Below are 20,857 nucleotides of genomic sequence, written 5' to 3' on the forward strand. Positions count from 1 at the left end.
GAGGGGAGAGAAGGATTATGACGGTGTTATATAAGAAAAAAGTACACGCATATGTGACAAGAGAAAAAGAAGGAGTTATGCAACTGCTTGTTTTTAAACATCGTGATATACCTGAAGCTGGTATACAAGTACCAGGGGGAACAGTTGACGAAGGGGAAACGTTAGAAGCAGCAATTTTACGTGAAGTACAGGAAGAGTCTGGATTACGTCATTTATGCATAGAAAGATTCCTAGCCGATTACATCATACTTGTGAAAGAGAAAAAGGAATATCAAAAGCGGCATTTTTTCCACGTAACTTTACTAACGGATGTAAAAGATGATTGGGAACATATTGTAAGTGCCGGTGAGGAAGATCAAGGATTAGTATTTTGCTACGAATGGATGGATATTGCAAAATGCCCTGCATTAGCTGGGAAACAAGGTGAGTTTTTACATTTGTTAGATGAGGTATATGTAAAGTAATAAAAGAGTCTGAAGCGGAAATTTAATCGTTTCAGACTTTTTTTATTTTTCAGGAAATAAAAGGTTTTTACATTGGTAAGTTGAATTCTTTGAAAGGGATTGTAGTTATATATGCGAGGAGCGGAGAAAATGAAAAAGTAATAGATACACGTTATCAATGAAAGCTTTTAAAGAAGGAGAATGAAGATGAAGATGAAGATGAAGATGAAGATGGAGATTCAGTTCAATGCTCGATTACAAAAAGAATTAACAATTCATGATATACAAGTAGCGATGGAAGCTGGGCAATTAACTTCAAAAGAATTAGTTATGTATTATCTTCATAGAATCGCGAAATATGATCAAGAAGGACCAAAAATCAATTCTATTTTAGAAATCAATCCAGACGCTATTTTTATTGCAGAAGCGTTAGATTATGAAAGAAAGACAAAAGGTGGACGGGGACCATTACATGGTATACCTGTTTTACTTAAGGACAATATTGAAACGAATGACTCTATGCATACAAGTGCAGGTACGATTGCCCTGGAACAAAATATAAGTAGTGAAGATGCATTTCTCGTTACGAAACTTCGAGAAGCAGGAGCAGTAATAATAGGAAAAACAAATATGACAGAATTAGCAAATGCAATGTCTTTTGACATGTGGGCTGGATATAGTGCAAGAGGTGGACAAACAATCAATCCATATGGGACGGGCGAGGCTGATATGTTTGTTGGTGGCTCTAGTACGGGGTCTGCGATTGCAGTTGCTGCTAACTTTACAGTAGTATCTGTTGGAACGGAAACGGATGCTTCTATTTTAAGCCCAGCTGTTCAAAATTCTGTAGTCGGTATTAAACCGACTGTTGGTCTAATTAGTCGTAGAGGCATTATTCCGTTCACGTATTCGCAAGATACAGCTGGTCCATTTGCTAGAACGGTTACAGACGCTACTATTTTGCTAGGGAGTTTAACTGGGGTAGACGAGAAGGATGTAGCTACTCATAAAAGTGAAGGTATAGCAGAACATGATTATACAAAATATCTTGATGTTAATGGCTTACATGGAGCGAAGATTGGTGTATTTAGCAATGCACCAAAAGATTATTATGAAACTGGTGAATATGATGAGAAATTGTTTAAGGAAACGATTGAAGTATTGCGTAGTGAGGGAGCAACAGTAGTAGAAAATATTGATATCCCTTCTTTTCATAGAGAATGGAGCTGGGGAGTTCCGCTTTATGAATTGAAGCATAGCTTAGATAACTATCTTTCTAAATTACCTTCTACTATGCCAGTACATTCTATTTCAGAGTTAATGGCGTTTAATGAAAACATAGCTGAAAGAGCTTTAAAATATGGACAAACTAAGTTAGAAAGAAGAAAAGATTTTCCTAATACGTTAAGAAATCCAGAATATTTAAATGCAAGATTAGAAGATATATATTTTTCGCAAGAACAAGGTATTGATTTTGCACTGAAAAAATATAATCTCGATGCGATTCTATTCCCTTCCTATATCGGCTCGACTATATGTGCGAAAGCAGGTTATCCGTCTATAGCGATACCTGCGGGATATATGGATAACGGGAGACCATTTGGAATCACGTTTGCAAGCAGTGCTTTTTCTGAGGGGACTTTGATTAAACTCGCATACGCTTTTGAACAAGCGACAAAGCATCGGAAAATCCCTAACTTATCATAAATAAAATAAATAGGGCAGGAAATCCTGTCCTATTTATTTTGTTCATTAAAGTGAAATGTTTTTTTGCTTTGTCTTATCATATTTTAATAAGTTAAATGATAAACAAGCAGAGCACAATATAAGGATTGAAGCGAGAATATAAATAGTACGAACACCAAACAAATCGGTAATAATGCCAACACTAAGCATAGAAAGACCAGAAGCTGTTGAAAGAAGTGCGCCGTGTGCTGTATACATTTTGGATAATAAAGAAGGAGCGACGCTGGATTGTAAAACCGTCGTTTGAGAAATATCTCTAATTTGATAACATGGCCCCATTAGAACACATAGAAAAAGCGCAATAAACCCGCTACTTGTCATACCATATAAAAATGTAAGAATACTAAACATAAGAGAGCCTATCGCCATGGAGCGTATTAAATTGTTTTGAATGTATGTACTCATTTTCCAAGCTAATATCCCGCCAATTAACGTCCCCACATAATAACTTGTGTTAATATATCCCCACCATTCTTCTCCTTTATGAAGGACAGTTGTTACATAAGCCATCGTAATAGCACCGATCCATATCGTCCCTGCGAAAGTCTCAATTAAGTCCATACATGTAACGGTACGGAGAGAAGGGTTCTGAAATAAGAGTTTCCAACCTTCTAGTAAAGCAGCGCCTTTTGAAGAAGAAGGTTCAATTACTCGTTCAGTATGTATGGAACGTAATGAAACGTGTAGTGCAACACACCCAAAAATCATCAAAATGTTATTCATCATGAGTGTAGAAGTAGCACCGATAAGAAGAACTATAACACTTGTAAATGAATAAGCAGCGGCTTGCGCAATTTGTGTGGAAAAGGAAAAAATACTATTTACTTTTACTAATTGTTCTTTTCGTGTAAGGCGAGGAAGGATACCGTATAATAACGGTGCGCTCCAGCCGCTACATAAAGAAATGAAAAAAATGAAAATGAATAGTGTTACAACGTTTGAGGAAAGGGCTGGGAATAATATCATTAATAAAAATAATAGAACAGTTTTTGTCCATTGTAGTGTGAAAAGTAAGGAATAAGATGAAAAACGATTCATGATAAGTGGTGCAGATGTATTTGCTATAAGATTAGTTATGACTTGTACTAATGGAAAAAGCGCGGTTAATGTAGCTGATTTCGTTGTGGTATACATATGAGTTGTAATAATCATGATGTATACGATGTCAGCAAGAGTAATGCATATTTTAGAGCCTAAATAGTAAATTAGTGAACGATTTTGCAATAAGTACACAACCTTCCTGAGGAAAAACATTCCAATAGTTAGAATAATTATAATTTGAAAGTTGGATTTGTGAAAGAATTTAATTTTTTGTCATTTTTTGAAAGGAAATGTCATGTATAATGAAGAATATATTAATATAGTATTTTATTAATGCTTTTTATAACAGTGAATATGTACAATAGCTTGTAGTAAATGCCCCGGTATAAGAAAGGGCGGATAAACCATTCTTTTCTTCATATACATATAGAAGATGAGAAAGAAAGCGAGGGTTGCATATGGCTGCTTGGGTAATTTGGTTTATAATAGCTGGTATTTTATTTATTGCGGAACTGTTGTCGATTACGTTTTATATGCTTTGGCTTGGAATTGGAGCTGTTGTCGGAGGTCTAATTGCTTTGTTTGCCCCTGAAGCACTACTGTTACAAGTTGTTGCTGGTGCGATTGTAAGTTTAACATTGACTTTCTTTACGAAAAGAATTTCAAAAAACTTTCGAGAAGCAAAAGGTTTTACTGATACAGTAGATTTGCTTGTCGGTAAAAAAGGCATTGTTATGCAAGCGATTACAAATGAAGCGAATGGTATTGTGAAGGTGGATGGAGATACTTGGACAGCTATTGCAGATGATCCAATTGATGTTGGAGAAAAAGTTATTGTTATAAAGAGGCATAGTACTATATTACAAGTTAAAAAGGAGAGTGAATAAATATGGCAGTAGCATTAACATTAACGATTATTTTAGCACTAATTGTTGTTACATTTATCGCATTAACAATTAAAATTATTCCACAGCAAAAAGTTGGAGTCGTTGAAAGATTTGGTAAGTTTCAGCGTATTATGGAGCCAGGGTTAAATTTATTAATACCAATTGTAGACCGCGTTCGTGTATATCATGACTTACGTATTCAACAAACAAATGTACCACCGCAGAAAGTAATTACGAAAGATAATGTACAAGTAGAAATTGATACAATCATTTTCTATCAAATTGTGGAACCAGAACTTGCGACATATGGTATTTCGAACTATGAATATGGTGTTCGTAACATTACTTCTGCAACGATGCGCCAAATTATCGGTAAAATGGAACTGGATGAAACGTTATCTGGTCGTGAAAAAATTTCAACAGAAATTCGCTTAGCACTTGATGAAGCAACAGAAAAATGGGGCGTTCGCATTGAGCGTGTTGAAGTTGTTGATATTAATCCGCCAAAAGATGTGCAAGCATCGATGGAAAAACAAATGAAAGCAGAACGTAATAAACGTGCGATCATTTTAGAAGCTGAAGCTGCAAAACAAGATAAAGTTCTTCGTGCTGAAGGTGAAAAGCAAAGTAAAATCTTAATGGCTGAAGGTGATAAAGAAGCACGTATTCGAGAAGCTGAAGGTATAAAGGAAGCAAAAGAACTAGAAGCGCAAGGGGAAGCAAGAGCGATTGAGGAAATTGCAAAAGCAGAACAAAATCGAATTGAATTACTTCGTGCAGCAGATTTAGATGAACGCGTACTTGCTTATAAATCATTTGAATCATTGATTGAGGTTGCAAAAGGGCCAGCAAATAAAGTCTTTATTCCGTCTAATGCAATTGAAACACTTGGTACTCTTGGGGCAATTGGAGAAATCTTTAAAGAAAAACAAGCGAAGAAATTGCCTTCTTCAGATACACCAAAAGAACAATAAGAGTGAAAAAGAGAAATGGGATTCCATTTCTCTTTTTATTTTTGAGTAGGATAAAAAATATTAGTCCTTTGCCATTATGGATAGGGCTTTTTTGTTTGTCACTTTTCAAAGAATTATAAGTTTAGAGTGTTTGGAATTGTTAAGTGGAATAACACGTTTACTAGACGGTTAAAAAACTGTCAAAGTAATATATTTTTGTTAAATAAAATTTAAAATATGATATAATGGAATTTTGTGGATATTAAACAAAGGAGTGGGAAACAAGTGCAAATATTATTAATACGCCACGGAGAATCAGAAGCTGATATCTTAAACGTACATGAAGGACGAGCTGACTTTGAATTAACAGAAAAAGGAAGACGGCAAGTGCAAAGGCTTGTACAGAAAGTGAAAGCAGATTTTCCACCAGATTTCATTTGGGCAAGTACATTAAAGCGTGCTCGTGAAACTGGTGAAACGTTAGCTGAAGGAATTGGATGCCCAATTCAACTAGAAGAGGAATTAATGGAGTTTAATAATGGAGTGCAAGCAGGCTTATCTTTTGAAGAAGCAAAGAAATATCCAGAGCCAAAGTTTCTTCATGACCGTTTTGAAAATGGGGAATCATTTATTGAATTTAGAATGAGAATAGAAGGAATCTTTTCTAAAATCGTGACAGAGAATACTTATGAACGGATAGCAATCGTTGCACACGGTGGTGTAATAAATAGTCTATTACGTGCGTTTTTCAAAATGCCCATTTCAATGGACTATTATTTTAAAATGGGAGATACGGGAATAAGCTTAATTGAAATTGATGGCGAACAAAAAACGGTGCATTTCATAAATGATACGAATCATTTGGACGGGATGTAAAGAACCGTGTACAAAGTAGTGTTTTTTGATGTTGACGGTACGCTTTTAAGTGAGATTGATAGAGGTATGCACGAAAGTACAAAAGAAGCGATACAAAGATTAATAGATAAAGGAATTCACGTAGTTGTTACAACAGGGAGACCATATAGTTTATGTTCGCAATTTAAAGAGCTGGGCATACATACAATTATTTCTGCAAATGGTGCACATATTAAATGTGGGGAAACAGTTCTACATAAATCGGTACTTTCAAGTGAAATCGTTCATGATATCTCAGAGTTTGCAGAATTACATGGTCACGGCGTTTCTTATTTTACTGAGGGTTTTACAATGAACGGAATAGCCTCAGATAATGAGCGTGTAATGCAAGCGCTTAGCGAGACGTTAAATTTAGGGGAGTACCCTGAAAAAAGCAAGGATTTGTCTGAAGAGATCTATTGTTTATGTTTGTATGCGGATGAAATAGAATCTCAAAAATTTATTGAAAAATACCCAATGCTTACATTCGACCGTTTTCATGGTTATGTCATAAATGTATTGGAAGATAATAAAGTATCGAAGCTCACCGCAATTCAAAAAGTATTGGATCACTTTAACATTTGTAAATCAGAAGCAATTGCTTTTGGTGACGGTGGAAACGATATTGAGATGTTGCAGTATGTAGGATTAGGTATTGCGATGGGGAATGGCGGAGAAGTACTAAAAACAAAAGCTGATTTCGTTACAAAGAAGGCGAGTGAAGGTGGTATTTTATTTGCTTTAGAGAAGTTTCATGTCGTCTAACATACCTTTATTGGAATAAAGGTATGTTAGGATCTTTAATGTGCTCGCACAATAAAATATGAATTTGCCCACGATGATGATAAAAGTGTGCAACAATTTCAAGCAACCATTCAAAACGGGAATAAGAAATACCCCAATAAGCAGTCTTAATTTCCGCTAATTCTTCATTGGAATAGGATAAAAAAGTTTTAGAAAGTACATCGTAGCCCTGTAGCATCGTTTTTTGCATTTGCGTAATTGTTTCGGGTGTTTGTTCTTTATAGAAAGTGTGTAGTTGTTTTTCAGTACTACCATTTAAAATGAGTAAATCCGCATGGCAAATAAGAGAAAGATGTGCACACATTTCAAATAGAGATCGCTTCGAGTGAATTGGTTGTATTTTTAAACTATCTTCATTATATTGGTTAAGCATTTGAATAGAAGTATCAACAGCAACTTGTAGTTGATGCAATGCAGATTGTACAAACATTGTAATTCTCCTCTTCTCCGTATATAATAGTTTCTTAAGAGTATTATATCATGCTCAAAATTCCGAAAATTCTAGTAGTTTGACTAGCATATTGAAAAGTATTATATTGTAAAAGGTCATATGAAACGTGAAATAGAATGGAATGCAATTATTGAGTTAGGAGTTAGACCAATGAGTTTGAAATATGGAAGAGATACAATTATTGAAGTTGACTTAAATGCAGTAAAACATAATGTAAAAGAATTTAAAAAGCGTGTGAATGATGAAAATATTGCAATGATGGCTGCTGTAAAAGCAAATGGGTATGGTCACGGGGCGGTTGAAGTTGCGAAAGCTGCTATTGAAGTAGGAATAGATCAGCTTGCAGTTGCATTTGTAGATGAAGCGATAGAGTTAAGAGAAGCAGGAATTAACGTGCCGATTTTAATTTTAGGTTATACATCAGTAGCAGCTGCGGAAGAGGCAATTCAATATGACGTTATGATGACTGTTTATAGAAGTGAAGATTTACAAGGTATAAATGAAATCGCAAACCGTCTTCAAAAGAAAGCGCAAATTCAAGTGAAAATTGATACAGGAATGAGTCGTATCGGTTTACAAGAAGAAGAGGTTAAACCATTTTTAGAAGAATTAAACCGTATGGAGTATGTAGAGGTAGTAGGAATGTTTACACATTACTCTACGGCAGATGAAATTGATAAATCATATACGAATATGCAAACAAGTTTATTTGAGAAAGCTGTCAATGCAGCAAAAGAATTAGGAATTCATATTCCATATATTCATAGTTCAAATAGTGCAGGTTCAATGGAGCTTAGCAATACATTTCAAAATATGGTTCGTGTAGGTATTGGAATATATGGAATGTATCCTTCAAAAGAGGTAGATCATGCAGTCGTTTCTTTACAGCCTGCGTTGTCGTTAAAATCAAAAGTAGCTCATATTAAACATGCGAAGAAGAATCGCGGTGTAAGTTATGGGAATACGTATGTAACGACTGGTGAAGAATGGATTGCAACTGTACCGATTGGCTATGCTGATGGATATAATCGTCAGTTATCTAATAAAGGGCATGCATTAATAAATGGAGTTCGAGTACCTGTTATTGGCCGTGTTTGTATGGATCAACTTATGTTAGACGTTTCAAAAGCAATGCCAGTACAAGTTGGGGATGAAGTAGTATTCTACGGTAAACAAGGTGAAGAAGAAATTGCGGTAGAAGAAGTAGCGGATATGTTAGGTACAATTAACTATGAAGTTACATGTATGTTAGACAGAAGAATTCCGCGAGTTTATAAAGAAAATAATGAAACGGCTGCTGTCGTAAATATACTAAGAAAAAACTGAATCGTTATGATTCAGTTTTTTTATTTTTGACAAATGAAAAATGTTCTATTTGTACCGTGTAATTGAATGTTCTTAAAACCTACAGATTCCAATGAAGAAATTATTTCTTCATTGGAATAACAAGCTTCCTCAAAAGAAAAGTCACTTCTTTTCCAATTATTATCTATGTCATGTTGAAATAGTATAAAGTTCATTTCTGCTTTTTTATTTTCGTTATCATATGTAGAATCAATTGTACATACATATTCTTCCGCTGAAATATGAAATGAAGCAATCCAATTTTCAAGAAAACCTTTCTCCATATTCATATCAAATACGAATGTACCTTCGCTATGTAATACGGAGTAAACATTATGAAAAACATTTTTTAATTCATCTAATTTTAAAATATGGTTTAAGCTATCGCCAGTAGAGATAACATAGTGAAATTGCTCATTTATATTGAAATAACGAGCATCATCGACGATAAAGGTTGCGTCTGGCGCGTTTTGACGTGCGTATTCAATCATTTGGGCAGAACCATCTATACCAGTTACTAAAAAAGTATTATCAATTAATTTCTTAGTAAGGTGACCAGTCCCGCAGCAAAGATCTAAAATATGAGAATGTGGTGGTGCATATTTTAGAACGAGTTTTTCCAAAAGTAGATAGGAGTGTTCAGCATAATGCCCCCAATGTTTATTATAAATGGATGCGAAAATATCATAATCAGAATAAATTAGTTTTTTACACATATGTATTCACCTCAAGATTCATTACATTATAATAGTCATGCTTCTTTTTCATTTCAAAACCACATTGTGTATATAGTTTTAAAGCGTGGTTATTTTTCGTTTCGACGTCTAATTCAATTGTTGAAATTCCTTTTGTAATAAGGGTATGTACCATATAACTAAGAATATCTTTTCCGTATCCTTTACCTTGATAAGAAGGATGAACGGCGAATCCTGATAGTGTAGTAGATTGTTCTTGCTCAGAAACTGTAATCGTTCCTATCACTTTTTCGCCGATTAGAGCACAGTAAACTTGATAGGAAGGGGAATTCATCATTTTTTGTAACCATGTAGCGGTATTTTCTGCTGAATCTCCAAAAGCTTTACTGGAAATTTCAATAAGATCAAGAAGTGACCCTGAAGATGCAAGAGTAAGCTGTATAGAATTCTTTGTTGTTTTTTGAACTTCTTTTGCATTGAACTCCATACTATATTCACTATATAAATAAGGTAACTTCATATGTCTTGCAAATTCTTTCCCAGAAGCAGAATCCCCATTCATAATAAGAAGAGCTTCATCTGCCTTTCGTATTCGTATTTCTTTCATTGCGGTTTGTAAAAGAGTAGTGCCTATATGTTGTTTCCTATAGTTCGGATGAACAAACCCTATTAACTCCAGTTTTGTCGGTCTTTCAAAATCATACATACTTAATGCACCGATTAATTGAGTATTATCATAAAATAGGAAATCATTTATCTCTTCATTAGTACGAGCAGTTAAAAAGTTTATATGTAAATCTGATGAGTAATCAATTTGATCGTGTTGCCCACAAATATGAGCCAAATCTTTCATTCGCTGAATTTCGTTCGCTGTTAAAGATTTCTTGTGTTCAATATTCATTTCATAACCCCTCTCATTCGTATTTAAAAATAGGATGGATGACTAAGCCACTTTTTTAACTCCACGCTGCCCTGAACAGATAATAACCGGTACAAATATCGATAGGGAGGTCTACATTCTGCAAGATGAGGAAGGGGCATAATGGTTTCGTAACCTTGTTTAAAAGCATGTGCTTCTTTTTCTGTAAACACATATTCTAAGCCGATAAAATCAAACTCCCGGGGAGCAACGGCATAGGCTTCTGTATCTACTAATCCCGTAATAGTTGTACCATCTGATAAAAACTGAGTAGGGTCCATATCAATTAAAACGAGCGTTGATTCCTTTGGTGCTGGTAAGGAAGAAAGTTGTGATTCAAAAGTAGGAAATGCATTTTGTATGCTTGCATTATCGGAATAAAACATATTCACAAGCTCTTTACTCACATTTAAAATGTGTGATTGGAATTCATCTAGTGTAATTTGGAAGGAACCTGACACATTTCCTATGTAATCGGCTTTAAATGTATGTATTTCTGCAAGCCCTTTTCCTAGACTGAATAAAATAGAATCTGGTTGCCCGATAAAAGATTGAACTGTGTTACCTACTAACTTTTCGGCTACAACGAATTCACGGCCATTTAAAATATGTTTTTCTAATATTGCTGGGATAGGAAGATTAGTATATTCTTGCAGCAATGTATGTACAGCTTTTAAATGATGTACGTTCCTTGGATTAATTCCAAATAGGTTTTTACATCCCCACCAAAAATCATTATTTGGCTCTTCATTCATTTTAGAAGAACGAACGATGACTTCTGCATCTTCTGTTCGGACGAGAAACACATCGCTTGCATGGTCTTCATAACCTGGGTGTAAAGCTTGAATAGATAAAATAGGTGAAGTGAATAGTTGTTGTAGCATGAAGTTGCTCATTTTTCTGTAAATTCTATAAATTCATTATATAACAGAATATGTTTCAAATGGATAAAGATAAGGACAACATAGAACTTAAATAAATTTATAGTGAGAAATCAGTGTGGAAATTATATTTTTCTAGTTTTGTATGAATTATCAAAATAATGTTTCTGATGATAAATCTGTAAAAATGCCTGAATGTAAATCCCGTATTTTTCAATAAATGAAAGGTTAAGCATACTTTTATAAGAGTTATAATGTAGGTTATGAAAAATATTTCTCAATAATAAAATGAAGTGAAAAATATGAAGAAGTAGAATAGATTCCTTTATAATAGTTTTAAATTAATCAATATAATTAACTATTAATATTGTTAGATAGGAGAGAATATGATGGCAAATGTACTCGTAATAAATTTTCCTGGAGAAGGTCATATAAATCCGACTTTAGCTATTGTAAGTGAGTTAATTCGGCGAGGGGAGACAGTTGTTTCGTATTGTATTGAAGATTATAGAAAGAAGATTGAAGCAACAGGTGCAGAATTCCGAGTGTTTGAGAATTTCCTCTCTCAAATTAATATTATGGAACGAGTAAATGAAGGTGGGAGTCCTTTGACGATGCTATCTCATATGATTGAGGCATCAGAGCGTATTGTGACTCAAATTGTAGAAGAAACAAAAGGGGAAAAGTACGATTACTTAATATACGATAATCATTTTCCCGTAGGACGTATTATAGCCAATGTTTTAAAATTACCTAGCGTTTCTTCTTGTACAACATTTGCTTTTAATCAGTACATTACTTTTAATGATGAACAAGAATCAAGACAAGTAGATGAAACGAATCCATTATATCAATCTTGTTTAGCGGGAATGGAAAAATGGAATAGGCAGTATGGAATGAAATGTAATAGTATGTATGATATTATGAATCATCCTGGTGATATTACTATTGTATATACTTCAAAAGAATACCAGCCGCGTTCAGATGTATTCGATGGATCGTATAAGTTTGTCGGCCCATCAATTGCTACTCGAAAAGAAGTAGACAGCTTTTCTATGGAAGATTTAAAAGATGAAAAATTGATCTTCATTTCTATGGGAACAGTTTTTAATGAACAACCTGAACTATATGAAAAATATTTTGAAGCGTTTAAAGATGTAGAAGCGACAGTCGTATTAGTTGTTGGTAAGAAAATAAATATAAATCAATTTGAAAACATTCCGAATAACTTTAAGTTGTATAATTATGTGCCGCAATTAGAAGTATTACAGTATGCTGATGTATTCGTGACACATGGTGGTATGAATAGTTCGAGTGAAGCGTTATATTATGGTGTCCCGTTAGTTGTAATTCCGGTAACAGGAGATCAGCCTTTAGTTGCGAAACGAGTGACCGAAGTAGGGGCTGGAATAAGGCTTAATCGTAAAGAATTAACTTCTGAATTGTTACGTGAGACTGTAGAAAAAGTTATAGATGATGTGACGTTTAAGGAAAATAGTCGTAAAGTTGGAGAGTCACTTCGAAATGCTGGTGGGTATAATAGGGCAGTTGATGAAATATATAAAATGAAGATGAATTCATACTTAAAACTTAAATAAATGTTTGGAGCACACTTACTGTAATATGTAAGTGTGTTTCTATAAATAAATTACATAAAAAATCACTGTAAAGGTGAAACTTTTGTGTATATAAACTCATATCTTTGAATTAGTAGTAAAATTACGTTAAAATAATACTAAGAAAATATATAAGTTTTGGGGGTAATGAATGAAGAAAGTATTTGAATACGTATTATTAACAATTGGCTCAATTATTGTAGCGGGTTCATTAGAACTTATTTTAGCACCTAATGGATTAGTAGATGGCGGGGTAACAGCCATTGCTATTATGGCGAATAAAGTTGCAGGATTGCCGCTTTATGGAGTGTTCTTAGGAATTAATATCCCGATTTTATTATTTACTGCAAAAGTAATGGGAAAGAAGTTCTTTATCCGTACATCCTATGCAAATGTTGTTACAACACTCGGATTGATTTATTTAAAACCGTTTCCAGCAATTACAACTTCTGAATTGTTAATTGTTCTTTATGGAGGAGTTCTATTCGGTGTGGGAGTAGGGATTGTAGTAAAAATGGGCGGAGCAATTGATGGATCAGAAATGTTAGCTGTTTGGATGAATAAACATTTTAAAGTGCCGATTAGTACATTTTTACTTGCTGTAAATGCGGTTATTTTCATTTTTGTTGCCATTTTATTTTCAATTGAACAAGCGATGTTCTCATTAGCAATTTTCTATATTGTTACGAAGATGATTGATTTCATATTAGATGGTATTAACCAAGGAAAGAGCGTTATGATTATTTCTGGTAAAAATAAAGAAATAGGCGATCTACTTATGAAAGAATTGCAATTATCCGTTACGTATCTACATGGAGAAGGTGGTTTTTTAGGAGAACATAAGAGAATCATTTATTGTATTACAAACCGTTTCATTTATCCGAAAATGAAAGATCTCGTTCTCTCTGTAGATCCAACTGCTATCATTGAAGCTTCCTATTCAACAGAAACAACTGGTGTTAAGCGTCCGGGAAGGACTGCGAGATCAGAAAAATAATGAATGAAAATAGCTCCACGTAAGTATAACTTGCGTGGAGCTATTTTTATTTAGCGAACCAGGCCTTTTTCAGTAATTGGACAACGGTTTCGATACGATCCTCTGGAATACTGCCAAAACCGAGCAATACATACGACTCATCCATTACATTATGAACAGAATCGTATGTGGAGAGAGGGTATAACTTAATACGTTCTTTTGCGGCTGCATGAATAAGTTCTTGTTCATTCATCCCGTTATGAACGTGAAGTACAATATGAAGTCCGGATTGTTCACCGAGTATATGAACGTTATTTCCCATCTCGTTTGTAATAGATTTAATTAAAGAAATATGTTTTCTTTTATATAACGTCCGACTTCGGTTAATATGACGTTCCCAATCACCATTTTGAATAAAGGTGGCAAAGGTAAGTTGTTGCAGCGTAGAAACTGTTTGTTTAAACATACCACCAAGCTCTTCATAGGCTCTTAACAGATGAGGTGGTAAAACAATATATCCCATTCGTAAAGAAGGTAAAAAAGATTTCGAGAAAGTTCCCATATAAATAACGCGTTCATTTGCATCTAGTCCTTGTAAAGAAGGAATAGGTTTTCCTATATAACGGAATTCCCCGTCGTAATCATCTTCAATAATATAGCCCTTACAATCATTCGCCCATTTTAATAACTCGAGTCTTCTAGATAACGGCATAATGATTCCAAGTGGAAATTGGTGAGATGGAGTGACATACGCTACATTACAACCCGATTCACGTAAAGCGGAAATATGAATCCCTTTATCATCTAAAGGGATAGGGTGAACGGTAAGACCAGAACTTTGAATCATAGCAGGAATACGGTGAAATCCAGGGTTTTCGATTCCGAATTCCTTTTTTGAACCAAGTAGTTGAAGTAGTAGCCAAAGAAGAGGCTGCGTACCTGCTCCAATAATAATTTGATCAGGTGAAGAATGTACCCCGCGAGCATGATATAAATACTTTGAAATATGTTCTCGTAGAACGAGCTCACCTTGTGGATCTTCCTTAGCAAATAATTCATTTTCATACTGAAATAAAGTTTCGTATATTGCTCTTTTCCAGTTTGTTATTGGAAAAGCTTTTTGATCAATAAGTCCTTGACTACAATCATAATCATATTGTTCGTCTTTTTTATTGTTAGCACTGTTTGACGCAATTTGCTGTTTCTTTTGAATGACATCAATATCAACTTCTGCAACAAAAATCCCACGTTTCGGTTTGCTTTCTACATACCCTTCAGCTAGTAATTGTTGATAAGCGGATTCCACTGTAATACGGCTCACATTAAGTTGCATAGCTAAATTTCTGTGAGAAGGAAGGCGTGTACCGGCACATAGTGACCCATGAGAGATTTCTCGTTTCATATATTCATAAATTTGTAAGTAAAGGGGTGTTTTACTTTGTAATACTAATGGGATAGTCAGATCCATTCGTGGACGCTCCTTTTCATACTGGCCTTATAAAAAAGAATAAAACTGTCACTTAAGCTAAGGGCAGTGGCTTTCTATAATAATGATATAACATTTAGAAAATTTTATAAATAGTAAGGGGAGAATCAAAATGAATATTAGAGAAGTAGTAACAGAAGCGGATTTACATGATGTATTTCCCGTATTACAGCAGTTACGAACGAAACTTTCAAGGGAAGAAGCAAGTTCTTTGTTTCAAAAAATGAAAGAAGAGAATTATAAACTATTTTCGCTACGTAATGAAGAGGATGAAGCAGTTAGTCTAGCTGGTGTAGCGATTTGTACGAATTTTTATAATGAGAAACATGTTTTCGTATATGATCTTGTAACTGCGGAAGCACACAGATCAAAAGGATATGGTAAAGTTCTGCTGTCATATGTAGAAAAATGGGGGGAAGAAAAAGGGTGCAGCTCTATCGTTCTTACATCTGCGTTTCCAAGAATGGATGCACATCGTTTTTATGAAAGAGAGGGCTATGATAAGGTAAGCTATTCTTTTTATAAAGAGCTATAATATTAAGTAGGTTCCATGTTTAAAAATATATGGAACCTATTTTCTTTTCTGGATTTGAGCTAGCAACAGGTCCAGTAATATAATTTGTCGAATATTAGAAAATAACAAGGGAATATTGAATTTGGAGAATGTTAGGAGCGTTTATACTTGGAAAAAATAAAGAAATTATCTATACCAAATGATGGAAGAGTCATCATTATTTCTGATATTCATGGAGAATTAAATCTTTTTAATGAACTACTACATAAAGTTAATTTTAAAGATGAGGATTATTTAATTATTAATGGTGATCTTTGTGAGAAAGGAAGAAATAGCATTGGCGTCGTAAACTATGTGATGGATCTAGTAGTTAGCAAGCCAAACGTTTATGTAATTGAAGGGAATTGTGAAGTTGTAGTTGAAGCACTTGTGAATGAAAATCCCGCGCTAATAAATTATTTATGTACGCGAAAGAATACAATTTTTAATGAGTGGCTAGCGGAATTGAGTGTTACCGTTAATGAAGAAAGTGATATTTGTGAAGTGAAAAACATATTGATGGGGCATTTTTCAAAAGAAATAAAGTGGCTAACAGAATTACCAACAGCGATTGAAACAGAAGATTATATTTTTGTACATGCTGGCCTTGATGATAAAGAAGATTGGAAAGAAACAGTGCGCAAAAATGCGATAGCAATGCCAGAGTTTTTCAATAAATCACATAGAGCAAATAAGTATGTAGTTGTCGGTCATTGGCCTGTTGTAAACTATTCAGACAAGGCACCGTCTAACAATCCAGTTATTGATGAGGAGAAAAAGATTATTGCAATTGACGGTGGAAATGCGATTAAAGAAGCAGGACAATTAAACGCATTTATCATTCAAAGGACAAGAGCAGGTGATACGTTTTCTTATACATATGTAGACTATTTTCCAGAGTTTGAAGTGATAGCGGATTTTAATGCGAACACATCAATGCAGGGCGGGGTGACATATCCGTATTATTACATAGATCCTATAGAGAAGATGAAAGATTATACGGTATGTAAGCAAAGAGAAACGAATAAATTACTCTCTGTGAAAAATGAATATATTAGGCAACTTGATTCAGGTGAATACACAGTGAAAACCGATATTTCTTGTGCACAAATAAGTGTAAGAAAAGGGAACATTGTGTCTCTCATTGATAATAGCTGCTCAGGATATGATTTAATTAAAAGAGATGGAGTAGAAGGCTGGATAGAGAAAGGTATTTTAGTTGAGATAGAAAAGATGAAATAGGAGGTATGGAGCCTCCTATTTTTTTATTACCTTTTTAAATGAGTAGATTGCTTGCTGTCTTTCATAAGTAAGTAAATCGTACTCGGTAAAATGGCAAGCGTCATTCCTAAAATAATTGCGATTATAGCATAACCTCTATACGGAACAGGAACGATAAATGGAAGCCCGGCTAGGAAAATACCTGCTATTATCATTGAAATACTACTAATATTTGAAGCTCTTTTTTCAAGGTGTTTATCATTCCATTCCAATGAAACCGTTGATTTACTCGTATCAATTTTGGAACTGAAATAGCCTATTAATATAAATAAAAGCCCTAATGCTAAAAATATTAAATGATCAAGAGGAAGAGTGAAGCCAAGAGCGATGAGAGCAATGACAATATCGACAAAAAATAAAAATAGTAAAATTGTGTTGCCAATCCAAAGGAGAAATTTCTGGTTACTCGCTGCTTTAGATAAAGCTAAAAATAAAAAGAATAAGAAGGTACATATAATTATATTTACGATAACAAAAGTACTTTTATCCATTGTTGATGTAGGCGTTCCATTGAAGTCCCATTTAGTAACAATACGTAATGGTAAGAAGAAATAGAGAATAATATTTGTTGTAATAATAGTGAGAAATAAAGTAATACTAAATCGATTATTCATTGAATCACCAGCTTTCCACATGAATAATTGGTATCTTATAACAAAATTATACAATATAATAAAGGATATTTGTTTTGATTTTTCTGAAGAAACATTATAATTATATATGAAATAAAGAGGAGTGTAGGAGGAAATTATGCAAAACGTAAGAGTAAAAGGGGATAAAGTTACAATTCGTGCAATTGAAGAATCAGATATAAAAACATTATGGGATCTCGTATTTAAAGAAGAAAATCCAGAATGGAAAAAATGGGATGCACCGTATTTTCCGTTTTCAATGCAAGAATACTCGTCTTATAAAGAGAAGATGAAAACTCGTTTAAAAGAGGAACCTCTATCCAATTTAATTATAGAAAATAACGGTCAAATTATAGGGACAATCGGGTTTTATTGGGAATATAAACCGACGCGTTGGTTAGAGATGGGGCTTGTTATTTATAATCCAAATTACTGGAATGGTGGTTATGGTACAGAGGCGTTAACATTATATCGAGATTTACTATTTGAAGAGATGGAGATTGGTAGAGTAGGAATCACGACTTGGTCTGGTAATGAACGAATGATGAAAGTAGCTGAGAAAATAGGAATGAGTTTAGAAGGTAGAATGCGCAAATGCCGTTATTATAACGGAACGTACTATGATTCTATTCGAATGGGAATGATTCGTGAAGAATGGGAAGCGTTATATGTAACGAAGGGGTGAGGAAGTATGTACGCTATTATTGCTACATTTGATCGTGTGTTTACTAATAAAATTATAGAATTGCAAAATGAAATAACAAATATCATTGGCACAAATCAATTAGCAGGAGTAGAACCTCATATTAAATTAGCTGATTACAATGAGGTAGATGTTAACTTATATACTAAGAAACTAGAGGAGTTTGTAGCTGTTCAAGAAAATATGTCTGCAATAAATTTTCCTTCTGTTGGAGTTTTTCCTACTAATGGAACGATCTTTTTAGCACCGACCATTACAGATGAATTGTTAAAACTTCATCATTCTTATCATGATAATTTTAAAACTTTTCATGATAATTTAAATTCATATTATGTGCCAGGAAAATGGGTTCCGCATTGTACGATTGCAAATAAGTTACATGCAAATCAGTTTTTAATTGCAATGGAATATATTTATGAAAAATTTGATTATGCAACAGCTTCAATTGAGAAATTAAAATTAATTGAGGTGAATTATGAAAAAGGTTTTGCCATTTCTTCTAGTATATTAGCAGAATATAATTTAAAGAGAATGGAGACAACGAGATGACATATGTAATTAGAGAAATGAAGCAAGAAGATATCCATGCGGTACAATCAGTAGCGAAAGTTGCTTGGCATGATACATACGAAAGCATTATTCCGAGAGAGATTCAAGACAGATTTTTAGACGAGGCCTATTCTGATGAAAAAATGAAATATCGTCTTGAAAATACACATTTATTCGTTGCGGAAGAAGAGGGAGAAGTAATTGGCTTTGCGAATTTTTCACCTGTTAGATTGCAAAACGAAGCAGAATTAGGAGCGATTTATTTGTTACCAGATCAGCAAGGGAAAGGGGTAGGAAGTGCTTTATTACAAAAAGGGTTAACGGAATTAAAAGGAATTCGGAAACTATACATTCATGTAGAAGCAGCGAATGAAAAAGGAAAACGTTTTTATGAAGCGAAAGGTTTTGCACAATTAGAGGAATTTGAAGAAGATTTTGAAGGACATATGATGCAGACAGTAAGGATGGTTTTATACGTATAGGGAGGATTAGTAATGAAAATTTTTGATTTTAGTGAAAAAGTGGGAAAGAAAATCTCAGCATTTCAATCTAATTTCATAATGTCGAAAATAGTAAATCATCAAGGGAATATACATATCGGTGCTATGCATTTAAAAGAAAATGGAATAATTGGATATCATGAAGCAGTTGTATCGCAACTGCTTCTTATTGTGGACGGAGAAGGATATGTATGCGGAGCAGATAAAGAAAAAGTAAAGGTGAAAACGGGACAGGCTGTGTTTTGGGAGAAGGGTGAATTTCATGAGACGAGAACGGAAAAGGGATTGATCGCAATTGTAATTGAGTCGGAGGAACTTGAACGAGCAATATTAATGCCTATTAAAGAGGAGAGTTGTGAAAAATGATAGAAAAGGCAAATCGGGAAGAAACGGACGAAATAATACAATATGCAGCTCAATCGCTTTTTGAAGGCACGAGGGGAAATTGTCAGTTAAGTACAGAGAAAGCGATTGAAATTACAAGGCCGATTGTAGAAAAGGGAGCATATTATTTAGTCGTTAAAGAAGAAAATAATGTGATGGGGTGGATATTAATAGGGGAAAATACGGACTATTTTTCTCATGAAAAACTAGGGTTTATATACGAATTATATGTTTTTCCAGAGTACCGCGGGAAAGGGTTGTCAAGAAAGTTAATGGGGGCTGGTATTAAGGAATTACAAAAGAATTATTCAGAAATTCGTTTGAATGTATTTGCTGGAAATTTTGCGAAAGAGATGTACGAAGAGTTTGGTTTTGTTGAAAGACAGGTAATTATGACTTTGAAGTGAGAAAAATAAAAAGAGAAAGAGAATATGTTGCCTATTTGTAAATGGTGTATCCGGCATTACAAATAGAATCAACTTACATAAATGAGATAGGACAAAATAATGATTTAGTGAACACTTTATTGCTGAAATTAAAAATGGATAAGTTCTTAAAGATACATAAAATAAAAGATTTTCTTTAAATTTATAGTTGATTTATAGAGTATGCTTAAAAACAAATAAATTAGTATTATATAATATAATGTTATTATAGTAAAAGATAAAATTTGGAAAAATATCATTTTTTTGTTTAGAAATTTTTAAATTATTGATATAATCAATTTGTAGAATTGATTTTTGGTTAATTTTACTATTTTTAAATTTTAAGGGGGATTTATTCATGGCAGGACAAATTCGCATGTCACCAGAGGAGCTTAAATCGAAAGCGACTCGATATGGACAAGGTGCAAATCAAATTGAGGACATTTTACGTCAACTACAAAACTTACAAAATGAATTAAGAGGAGAATGGGAAGGTCGTGCTTTCGAAGGTTTTGATCAACAGTTCAATCAATTAAAGCCAAAAGTACAAAACTTCGCAGAGTTATTACAAGAAATTAATATGCAGCTTAATAAAACTGCAGAAGCTGTTGCAAGACATGACGAAGATCTTTCTCGTAATTTCGGTCTACAATAAGACAGATAAAAAGAACTATATAATTTAGCCATGCAACCA

Annotated in this window: 24 protein-coding genes; 17 read left to right on the plus strand and 7 right to left on the minus strand. The window is 33.9% G+C overall.

The window, feature by feature from the left end; translation table 11 throughout:
* The first annotated feature begins 17 nt into the window (after nucleotides 1–17).
* A complete protein-coding gene (locus tag ABH961_RS05505) occupies nucleotides 18–464 on the plus strand; it encodes an NUDIX hydrolase (RefSeq protein WP_048543093.1) in 447 nt (148 codons plus the stop codon).
* A gap of 210 nt (nucleotides 465–674) precedes the next feature.
* Nucleotides 675–2,150 (plus strand): amidase family protein, encoded by a 1,476-nt coding sequence (locus tag ABH961_RS05510; protein WP_048543580.1) that lies wholly within the window; start codon nucleotides 675–677, stop codon nucleotides 2,148–2,150.
* A 45-nt stretch (nucleotides 2,151–2,195) separates the two neighbouring features.
* Here the strand turns inward: ABH961_RS05510 and ABH961_RS05515 are convergent, their stop codons facing one another.
* Complete coding sequence (locus ABH961_RS05515; protein ID WP_048543091.1) at nucleotides 2,196–3,413, minus strand: MFS transporter; 1,218 nt, start codon at nucleotides 3,411–3,413, stop codon at nucleotides 2,196–2,198.
* 275 nt (nucleotides 3,414–3,688) lie between these two features.
* On the opposite strand from ABH961_RS05515, the gene ABH961_RS05520 reads away from it, so the two are divergent.
* From ABH961_RS05520 to ABH961_RS05535, 4 genes are all read left to right on the plus strand, one after another.
* A complete protein-coding gene (locus ABH961_RS05520; RefSeq protein ID WP_048543089.1) occupies nucleotides 3,689–4,117 on the plus strand; it encodes an NfeD family protein in 429 nt (142 codons plus the stop codon).
* Nucleotides 4,118–4,119: 2 nt separating this feature from the next.
* Nucleotides 4,120–5,091 (plus strand): SPFH domain-containing protein, encoded by a 972-nt coding sequence (locus tag ABH961_RS05525; protein ID WP_046959225.1) that lies wholly within the window; start codon nucleotides 4,120–4,122, stop codon nucleotides 5,089–5,091.
* Nucleotides 5,092–5,355: 264 nt separating this feature from the next.
* Nucleotides 5,356–5,946: a histidine phosphatase family protein gene (locus ABH961_RS05530; protein WP_098048535.1), complete on the plus strand. Its 591-nt coding sequence runs from the start codon at nucleotides 5,356–5,358 to the stop codon at nucleotides 5,944–5,946.
* Between the two features lie 6 nt (nucleotides 5,947–5,952).
* Nucleotides 5,953–6,729 (plus strand): Cof-type HAD-IIB family hydrolase, encoded by a 777-nt coding sequence (locus ABH961_RS05535; protein ID WP_098069221.1) that lies wholly within the window; start codon nucleotides 5,953–5,955, stop codon nucleotides 6,727–6,729.
* Nucleotides 6,730–6,736: 7 nt separating this feature from the next.
* Here the strand turns inward: ABH961_RS05535 and ABH961_RS05540 are convergent, their stop codons facing one another.
* The gene (locus tag ABH961_RS05540; protein WP_048543083.1) at nucleotides 6,737–7,198 is read right to left on the minus strand and encodes a DinB family protein; all 462 of its coding nucleotides are present in this window, start codon (nucleotides 7,196–7,198) and stop codon (nucleotides 6,737–6,739) included.
* Nucleotides 7,199–7,369: 171 nt separating this feature from the next.
* Here ABH961_RS05540 and alr point away from each other — a divergent pair, with 171 nt between their 5' ends.
* Nucleotides 7,370–8,545, plus strand: coding sequence for an alanine racemase (alr, locus tag ABH961_RS05545; RefSeq protein ID WP_033662679.1), 1,176 nt, complete (start codon nucleotides 7,370–7,372; stop codon nucleotides 8,543–8,545).
* A 20-nt stretch (nucleotides 8,546–8,565) separates the two neighbouring features.
* On the opposite strand, the gene ABH961_RS05550 is transcribed toward alr, so the two are convergent.
* The 3 genes from ABH961_RS05550 to ABH961_RS05560 are packed head-to-tail and all read right to left on the minus strand — an operon-like array spanning nucleotide 8,566 to nucleotide 11,061.
* Nucleotides 8,566–9,279 (minus strand): class I SAM-dependent methyltransferase, encoded by a 714-nt coding sequence (locus ABH961_RS05550; RefSeq protein WP_048543080.1) that lies wholly within the window; start codon nucleotides 9,277–9,279, stop codon nucleotides 8,566–8,568.
* Nucleotides 9,272–10,159 carry a GNAT family N-acetyltransferase gene (locus ABH961_RS05555; protein ID WP_098048532.1) on the minus strand — a complete coding sequence of 296 codons (888 nt, stop codon included), beginning with the start codon at nucleotides 10,157–10,159 and terminating at the stop codon, nucleotides 9,272–9,274. The genes ABH961_RS05550 and ABH961_RS05555 overlap by 8 nt, the downstream gene beginning before the upstream one ends.
* A 23-nt stretch (nucleotides 10,160–10,182) precedes the next feature.
* On the minus strand, nucleotides 10,183–11,061 hold the full coding sequence (locus ABH961_RS05560) for a nitrate reductase (protein WP_098077118.1): 879 nt from the start codon (nucleotides 11,059–11,061) through the stop codon (nucleotides 10,183–10,185).
* Between the two features lie 386 nt (nucleotides 11,062–11,447).
* Between ABH961_RS05560 and ABH961_RS05565 the strand changes: the two genes are divergently transcribed.
* Together ABH961_RS05565 and ABH961_RS05570 are read left to right on the plus strand one after the other, a co-directional pair.
* A complete protein-coding gene (locus ABH961_RS05565) occupies nucleotides 11,448–12,656 on the plus strand; it encodes a macrolide family glycosyltransferase (RefSeq protein WP_404519016.1) in 1,209 nt (402 codons plus the stop codon).
* Nucleotides 12,657–12,825: 169 nt separating this feature from the next.
* Complete coding sequence (locus ABH961_RS05570; protein WP_000755133.1) at nucleotides 12,826–13,671, plus strand: YitT family protein; 846 nt, start codon at nucleotides 12,826–12,828, stop codon at nucleotides 13,669–13,671.
* A gap of 46 nt (nucleotides 13,672–13,717) precedes the next feature.
* Here the strand turns inward: ABH961_RS05570 and pdxR are convergent, their stop codons facing one another.
* The gene (gene pdxR / locus ABH961_RS05575) at nucleotides 13,718–15,118 is read right to left on the minus strand and encodes a MocR-like pyridoxine biosynthesis transcription factor PdxR (RefSeq protein WP_098079495.1); all 1,401 of its coding nucleotides are present in this window, start codon (nucleotides 15,116–15,118) and stop codon (nucleotides 13,718–13,720) included.
* Between the two features lie 130 nt (nucleotides 15,119–15,248).
* Here pdxR and ABH961_RS05580 point away from each other — a divergent pair, with 130 nt between their 5' ends.
* Nucleotides 15,249–15,671, plus strand: a complete 423-nt coding sequence (locus tag ABH961_RS05580) for a GNAT family N-acetyltransferase (protein ID WP_048543069.1) — start codon at nucleotides 15,249–15,251, stop codon at nucleotides 15,669–15,671.
* 147 nt (nucleotides 15,672–15,818) lie between these two features.
* Nucleotides 15,819–16,931, plus strand: a complete 1,113-nt coding sequence (locus ABH961_RS05585; RefSeq protein WP_098079497.1) for a metallophosphoesterase — start codon at nucleotides 15,819–15,821, stop codon at nucleotides 16,929–16,931.
* A gap of 26 nt (nucleotides 16,932–16,957) precedes the next feature.
* On the opposite strand, the gene ABH961_RS05590 is transcribed toward ABH961_RS05585, so the two are convergent.
* Complete coding sequence (locus tag ABH961_RS05590) at nucleotides 16,958–17,584, minus strand: DUF1648 domain-containing protein (RefSeq protein WP_098079511.1); 627 nt, start codon at nucleotides 17,582–17,584, stop codon at nucleotides 16,958–16,960.
* A gap of 136 nt (nucleotides 17,585–17,720) precedes the next feature.
* Between ABH961_RS05590 and ABH961_RS05595 the strand changes: the two genes are divergently transcribed.
* The 6 genes from ABH961_RS05595 to ABH961_RS05620 all read left to right on the plus strand — a co-directional run bounded on the left by ABH961_RS05595 (nucleotide 17,721) and on the right by ABH961_RS05620 (nucleotide 20,818).
* Nucleotides 17,721–18,287, plus strand: coding sequence for a GNAT family N-acetyltransferase (locus ABH961_RS05595; RefSeq protein WP_098077113.1), 567 nt, complete (start codon nucleotides 17,721–17,723; stop codon nucleotides 18,285–18,287).
* Nucleotides 18,288–18,293: 6 nt separating this feature from the next.
* Nucleotides 18,294–18,854, plus strand: a complete 561-nt coding sequence (locus ABH961_RS05600; protein ID WP_098079499.1) for a 2'-5' RNA ligase family protein — start codon at nucleotides 18,294–18,296, stop codon at nucleotides 18,852–18,854.
* A complete protein-coding gene (locus ABH961_RS05605) occupies nucleotides 18,851–19,336 on the plus strand; it encodes a GNAT family N-acetyltransferase (protein WP_000222830.1) in 486 nt (161 codons plus the stop codon). The genes ABH961_RS05600 and ABH961_RS05605 overlap by 4 nt, the downstream gene beginning before the upstream one ends.
* Nucleotides 19,337–19,348: 12 nt before the next feature.
* Nucleotides 19,349–19,720, plus strand: coding sequence for a cupin domain-containing protein (locus ABH961_RS05610; protein ID WP_098079501.1), 372 nt, complete (start codon nucleotides 19,349–19,351; stop codon nucleotides 19,718–19,720).
* On the plus strand, nucleotides 19,717–20,145 hold the full coding sequence (locus ABH961_RS05615) for a GNAT family N-acetyltransferase (protein WP_098079503.1): 429 nt from the start codon (nucleotides 19,717–19,719) through the stop codon (nucleotides 20,143–20,145). Before ABH961_RS05610 ends, ABH961_RS05615 begins: the two co-directional genes overlap by 4 nt.
* Before the next feature lie 376 nt (nucleotides 20,146–20,521).
* A complete protein-coding gene (locus tag ABH961_RS05620) occupies nucleotides 20,522–20,818 on the plus strand; it encodes a WXG100 family type VII secretion target (RefSeq protein WP_000918598.1) in 297 nt (98 codons plus the stop codon).
* Nucleotides 20,819–20,857 lie beyond the last annotated feature (39 nt).

This window comes from Bacillus sp. RC251 (assembly GCF_044908765.1).
Classification (GTDB): domain Bacteria; phylum Bacillota; class Bacilli; order Bacillales; family Bacillaceae_G; genus Bacillus_A; species Bacillus_A wiedmannii.

Coding starts and splice junctions, on each gene's coding strand:
- ABH961_RS05610 (WP_098079501.1), top strand. CDS start 19,349: ATGAAAATTTTTGATTTTAGTGAAAAAGTGGGAAAGAAAATCTCAGCA.
- ABH961_RS05615 (WP_098079503.1), top strand. CDS start 19,717: ATGATAGAAAAGGCAAATCGGGAAGAAACGGACGAAATAATACAATAT.
- ABH961_RS05605 (WP_000222830.1), top strand. CDS start 18,851: ATGACATATGTAATTAGAGAAATGAAGCAAGAAGATATCCATGCGGTA.
- ABH961_RS05570 (WP_000755133.1), top strand. CDS start 12,826: ATGAAGAAAGTATTTGAATACGTATTATTAACAATTGGCTCAATTATT.
- ABH961_RS05520 (WP_048543089.1), top strand. CDS start 3,689: ATGGCTGCTTGGGTAATTTGGTTTATAATAGCTGGTATTTTATTTATT.
- ABH961_RS05595 (WP_098077113.1), top strand. CDS start 17,721: ATGCAAAACGTAAGAGTAAAAGGGGATAAAGTTACAATTCGTGCAATT.
- ABH961_RS05540 (WP_048543083.1), bottom strand. CDS start 7,198: ATGTTTGTACAATCTGCATTGCATCAACTACAAGTTGCTGTTGATACT.
- ABH961_RS05580 (WP_048543069.1), top strand. CDS start 15,249: ATGAATATTAGAGAAGTAGTAACAGAAGCGGATTTACATGATGTATTT.
- pdxR (WP_098079495.1), bottom strand. CDS start 15,118: ATGGATCTGACTATCCCATTAGTATTACAAAGTAAAACACCCCTTTAC.
- ABH961_RS05600 (WP_098079499.1), top strand. CDS start 18,294: ATGTACGCTATTATTGCTACATTTGATCGTGTGTTTACTAATAAAATT.
- ABH961_RS05560 (WP_098077118.1), bottom strand. CDS start 11,061: ATGCTACAACAACTATTCACTTCACCTATTTTATCTATTCAAGCTTTA.
- ABH961_RS05525 (WP_046959225.1), top strand. CDS start 4,120: ATGGCAGTAGCATTAACATTAACGATTATTTTAGCACTAATTGTTGTT.
- ABH961_RS05555 (WP_098048532.1), bottom strand. CDS start 10,159: ATGAATATTGAACACAAGAAATCTTTAACAGCGAACGAAATTCAGCGA.
- ABH961_RS05565 (WP_404519016.1), top strand. CDS start 11,448: ATGGCAAATGTACTCGTAATAAATTTTCCTGGAGAAGGTCATATAAAT.
- ABH961_RS05510 (WP_048543580.1), top strand. CDS start 675: ATGGAGATTCAGTTCAATGCTCGATTACAAAAAGAATTAACAATTCAT.
- ABH961_RS05620 (WP_000918598.1), top strand. CDS start 20,522: ATGGCAGGACAAATTCGCATGTCACCAGAGGAGCTTAAATCGAAAGCG.
- ABH961_RS05590 (WP_098079511.1), bottom strand. CDS start 17,584: ATGAATAATCGATTTAGTATTACTTTATTTCTCACTATTATTACAACA.
- ABH961_RS05550 (WP_048543080.1), bottom strand. CDS start 9,279: ATGTGTAAAAAACTAATTTATTCTGATTATGATATTTTCGCATCCATT.
- alr (WP_033662679.1), top strand. CDS start 7,370: ATGAGTTTGAAATATGGAAGAGATACAATTATTGAAGTTGACTTAAAT.
- ABH961_RS05505 (WP_048543093.1), top strand. CDS start 18: ATGACGGTGTTATATAAGAAAAAAGTACACGCATATGTGACAAGAGAA.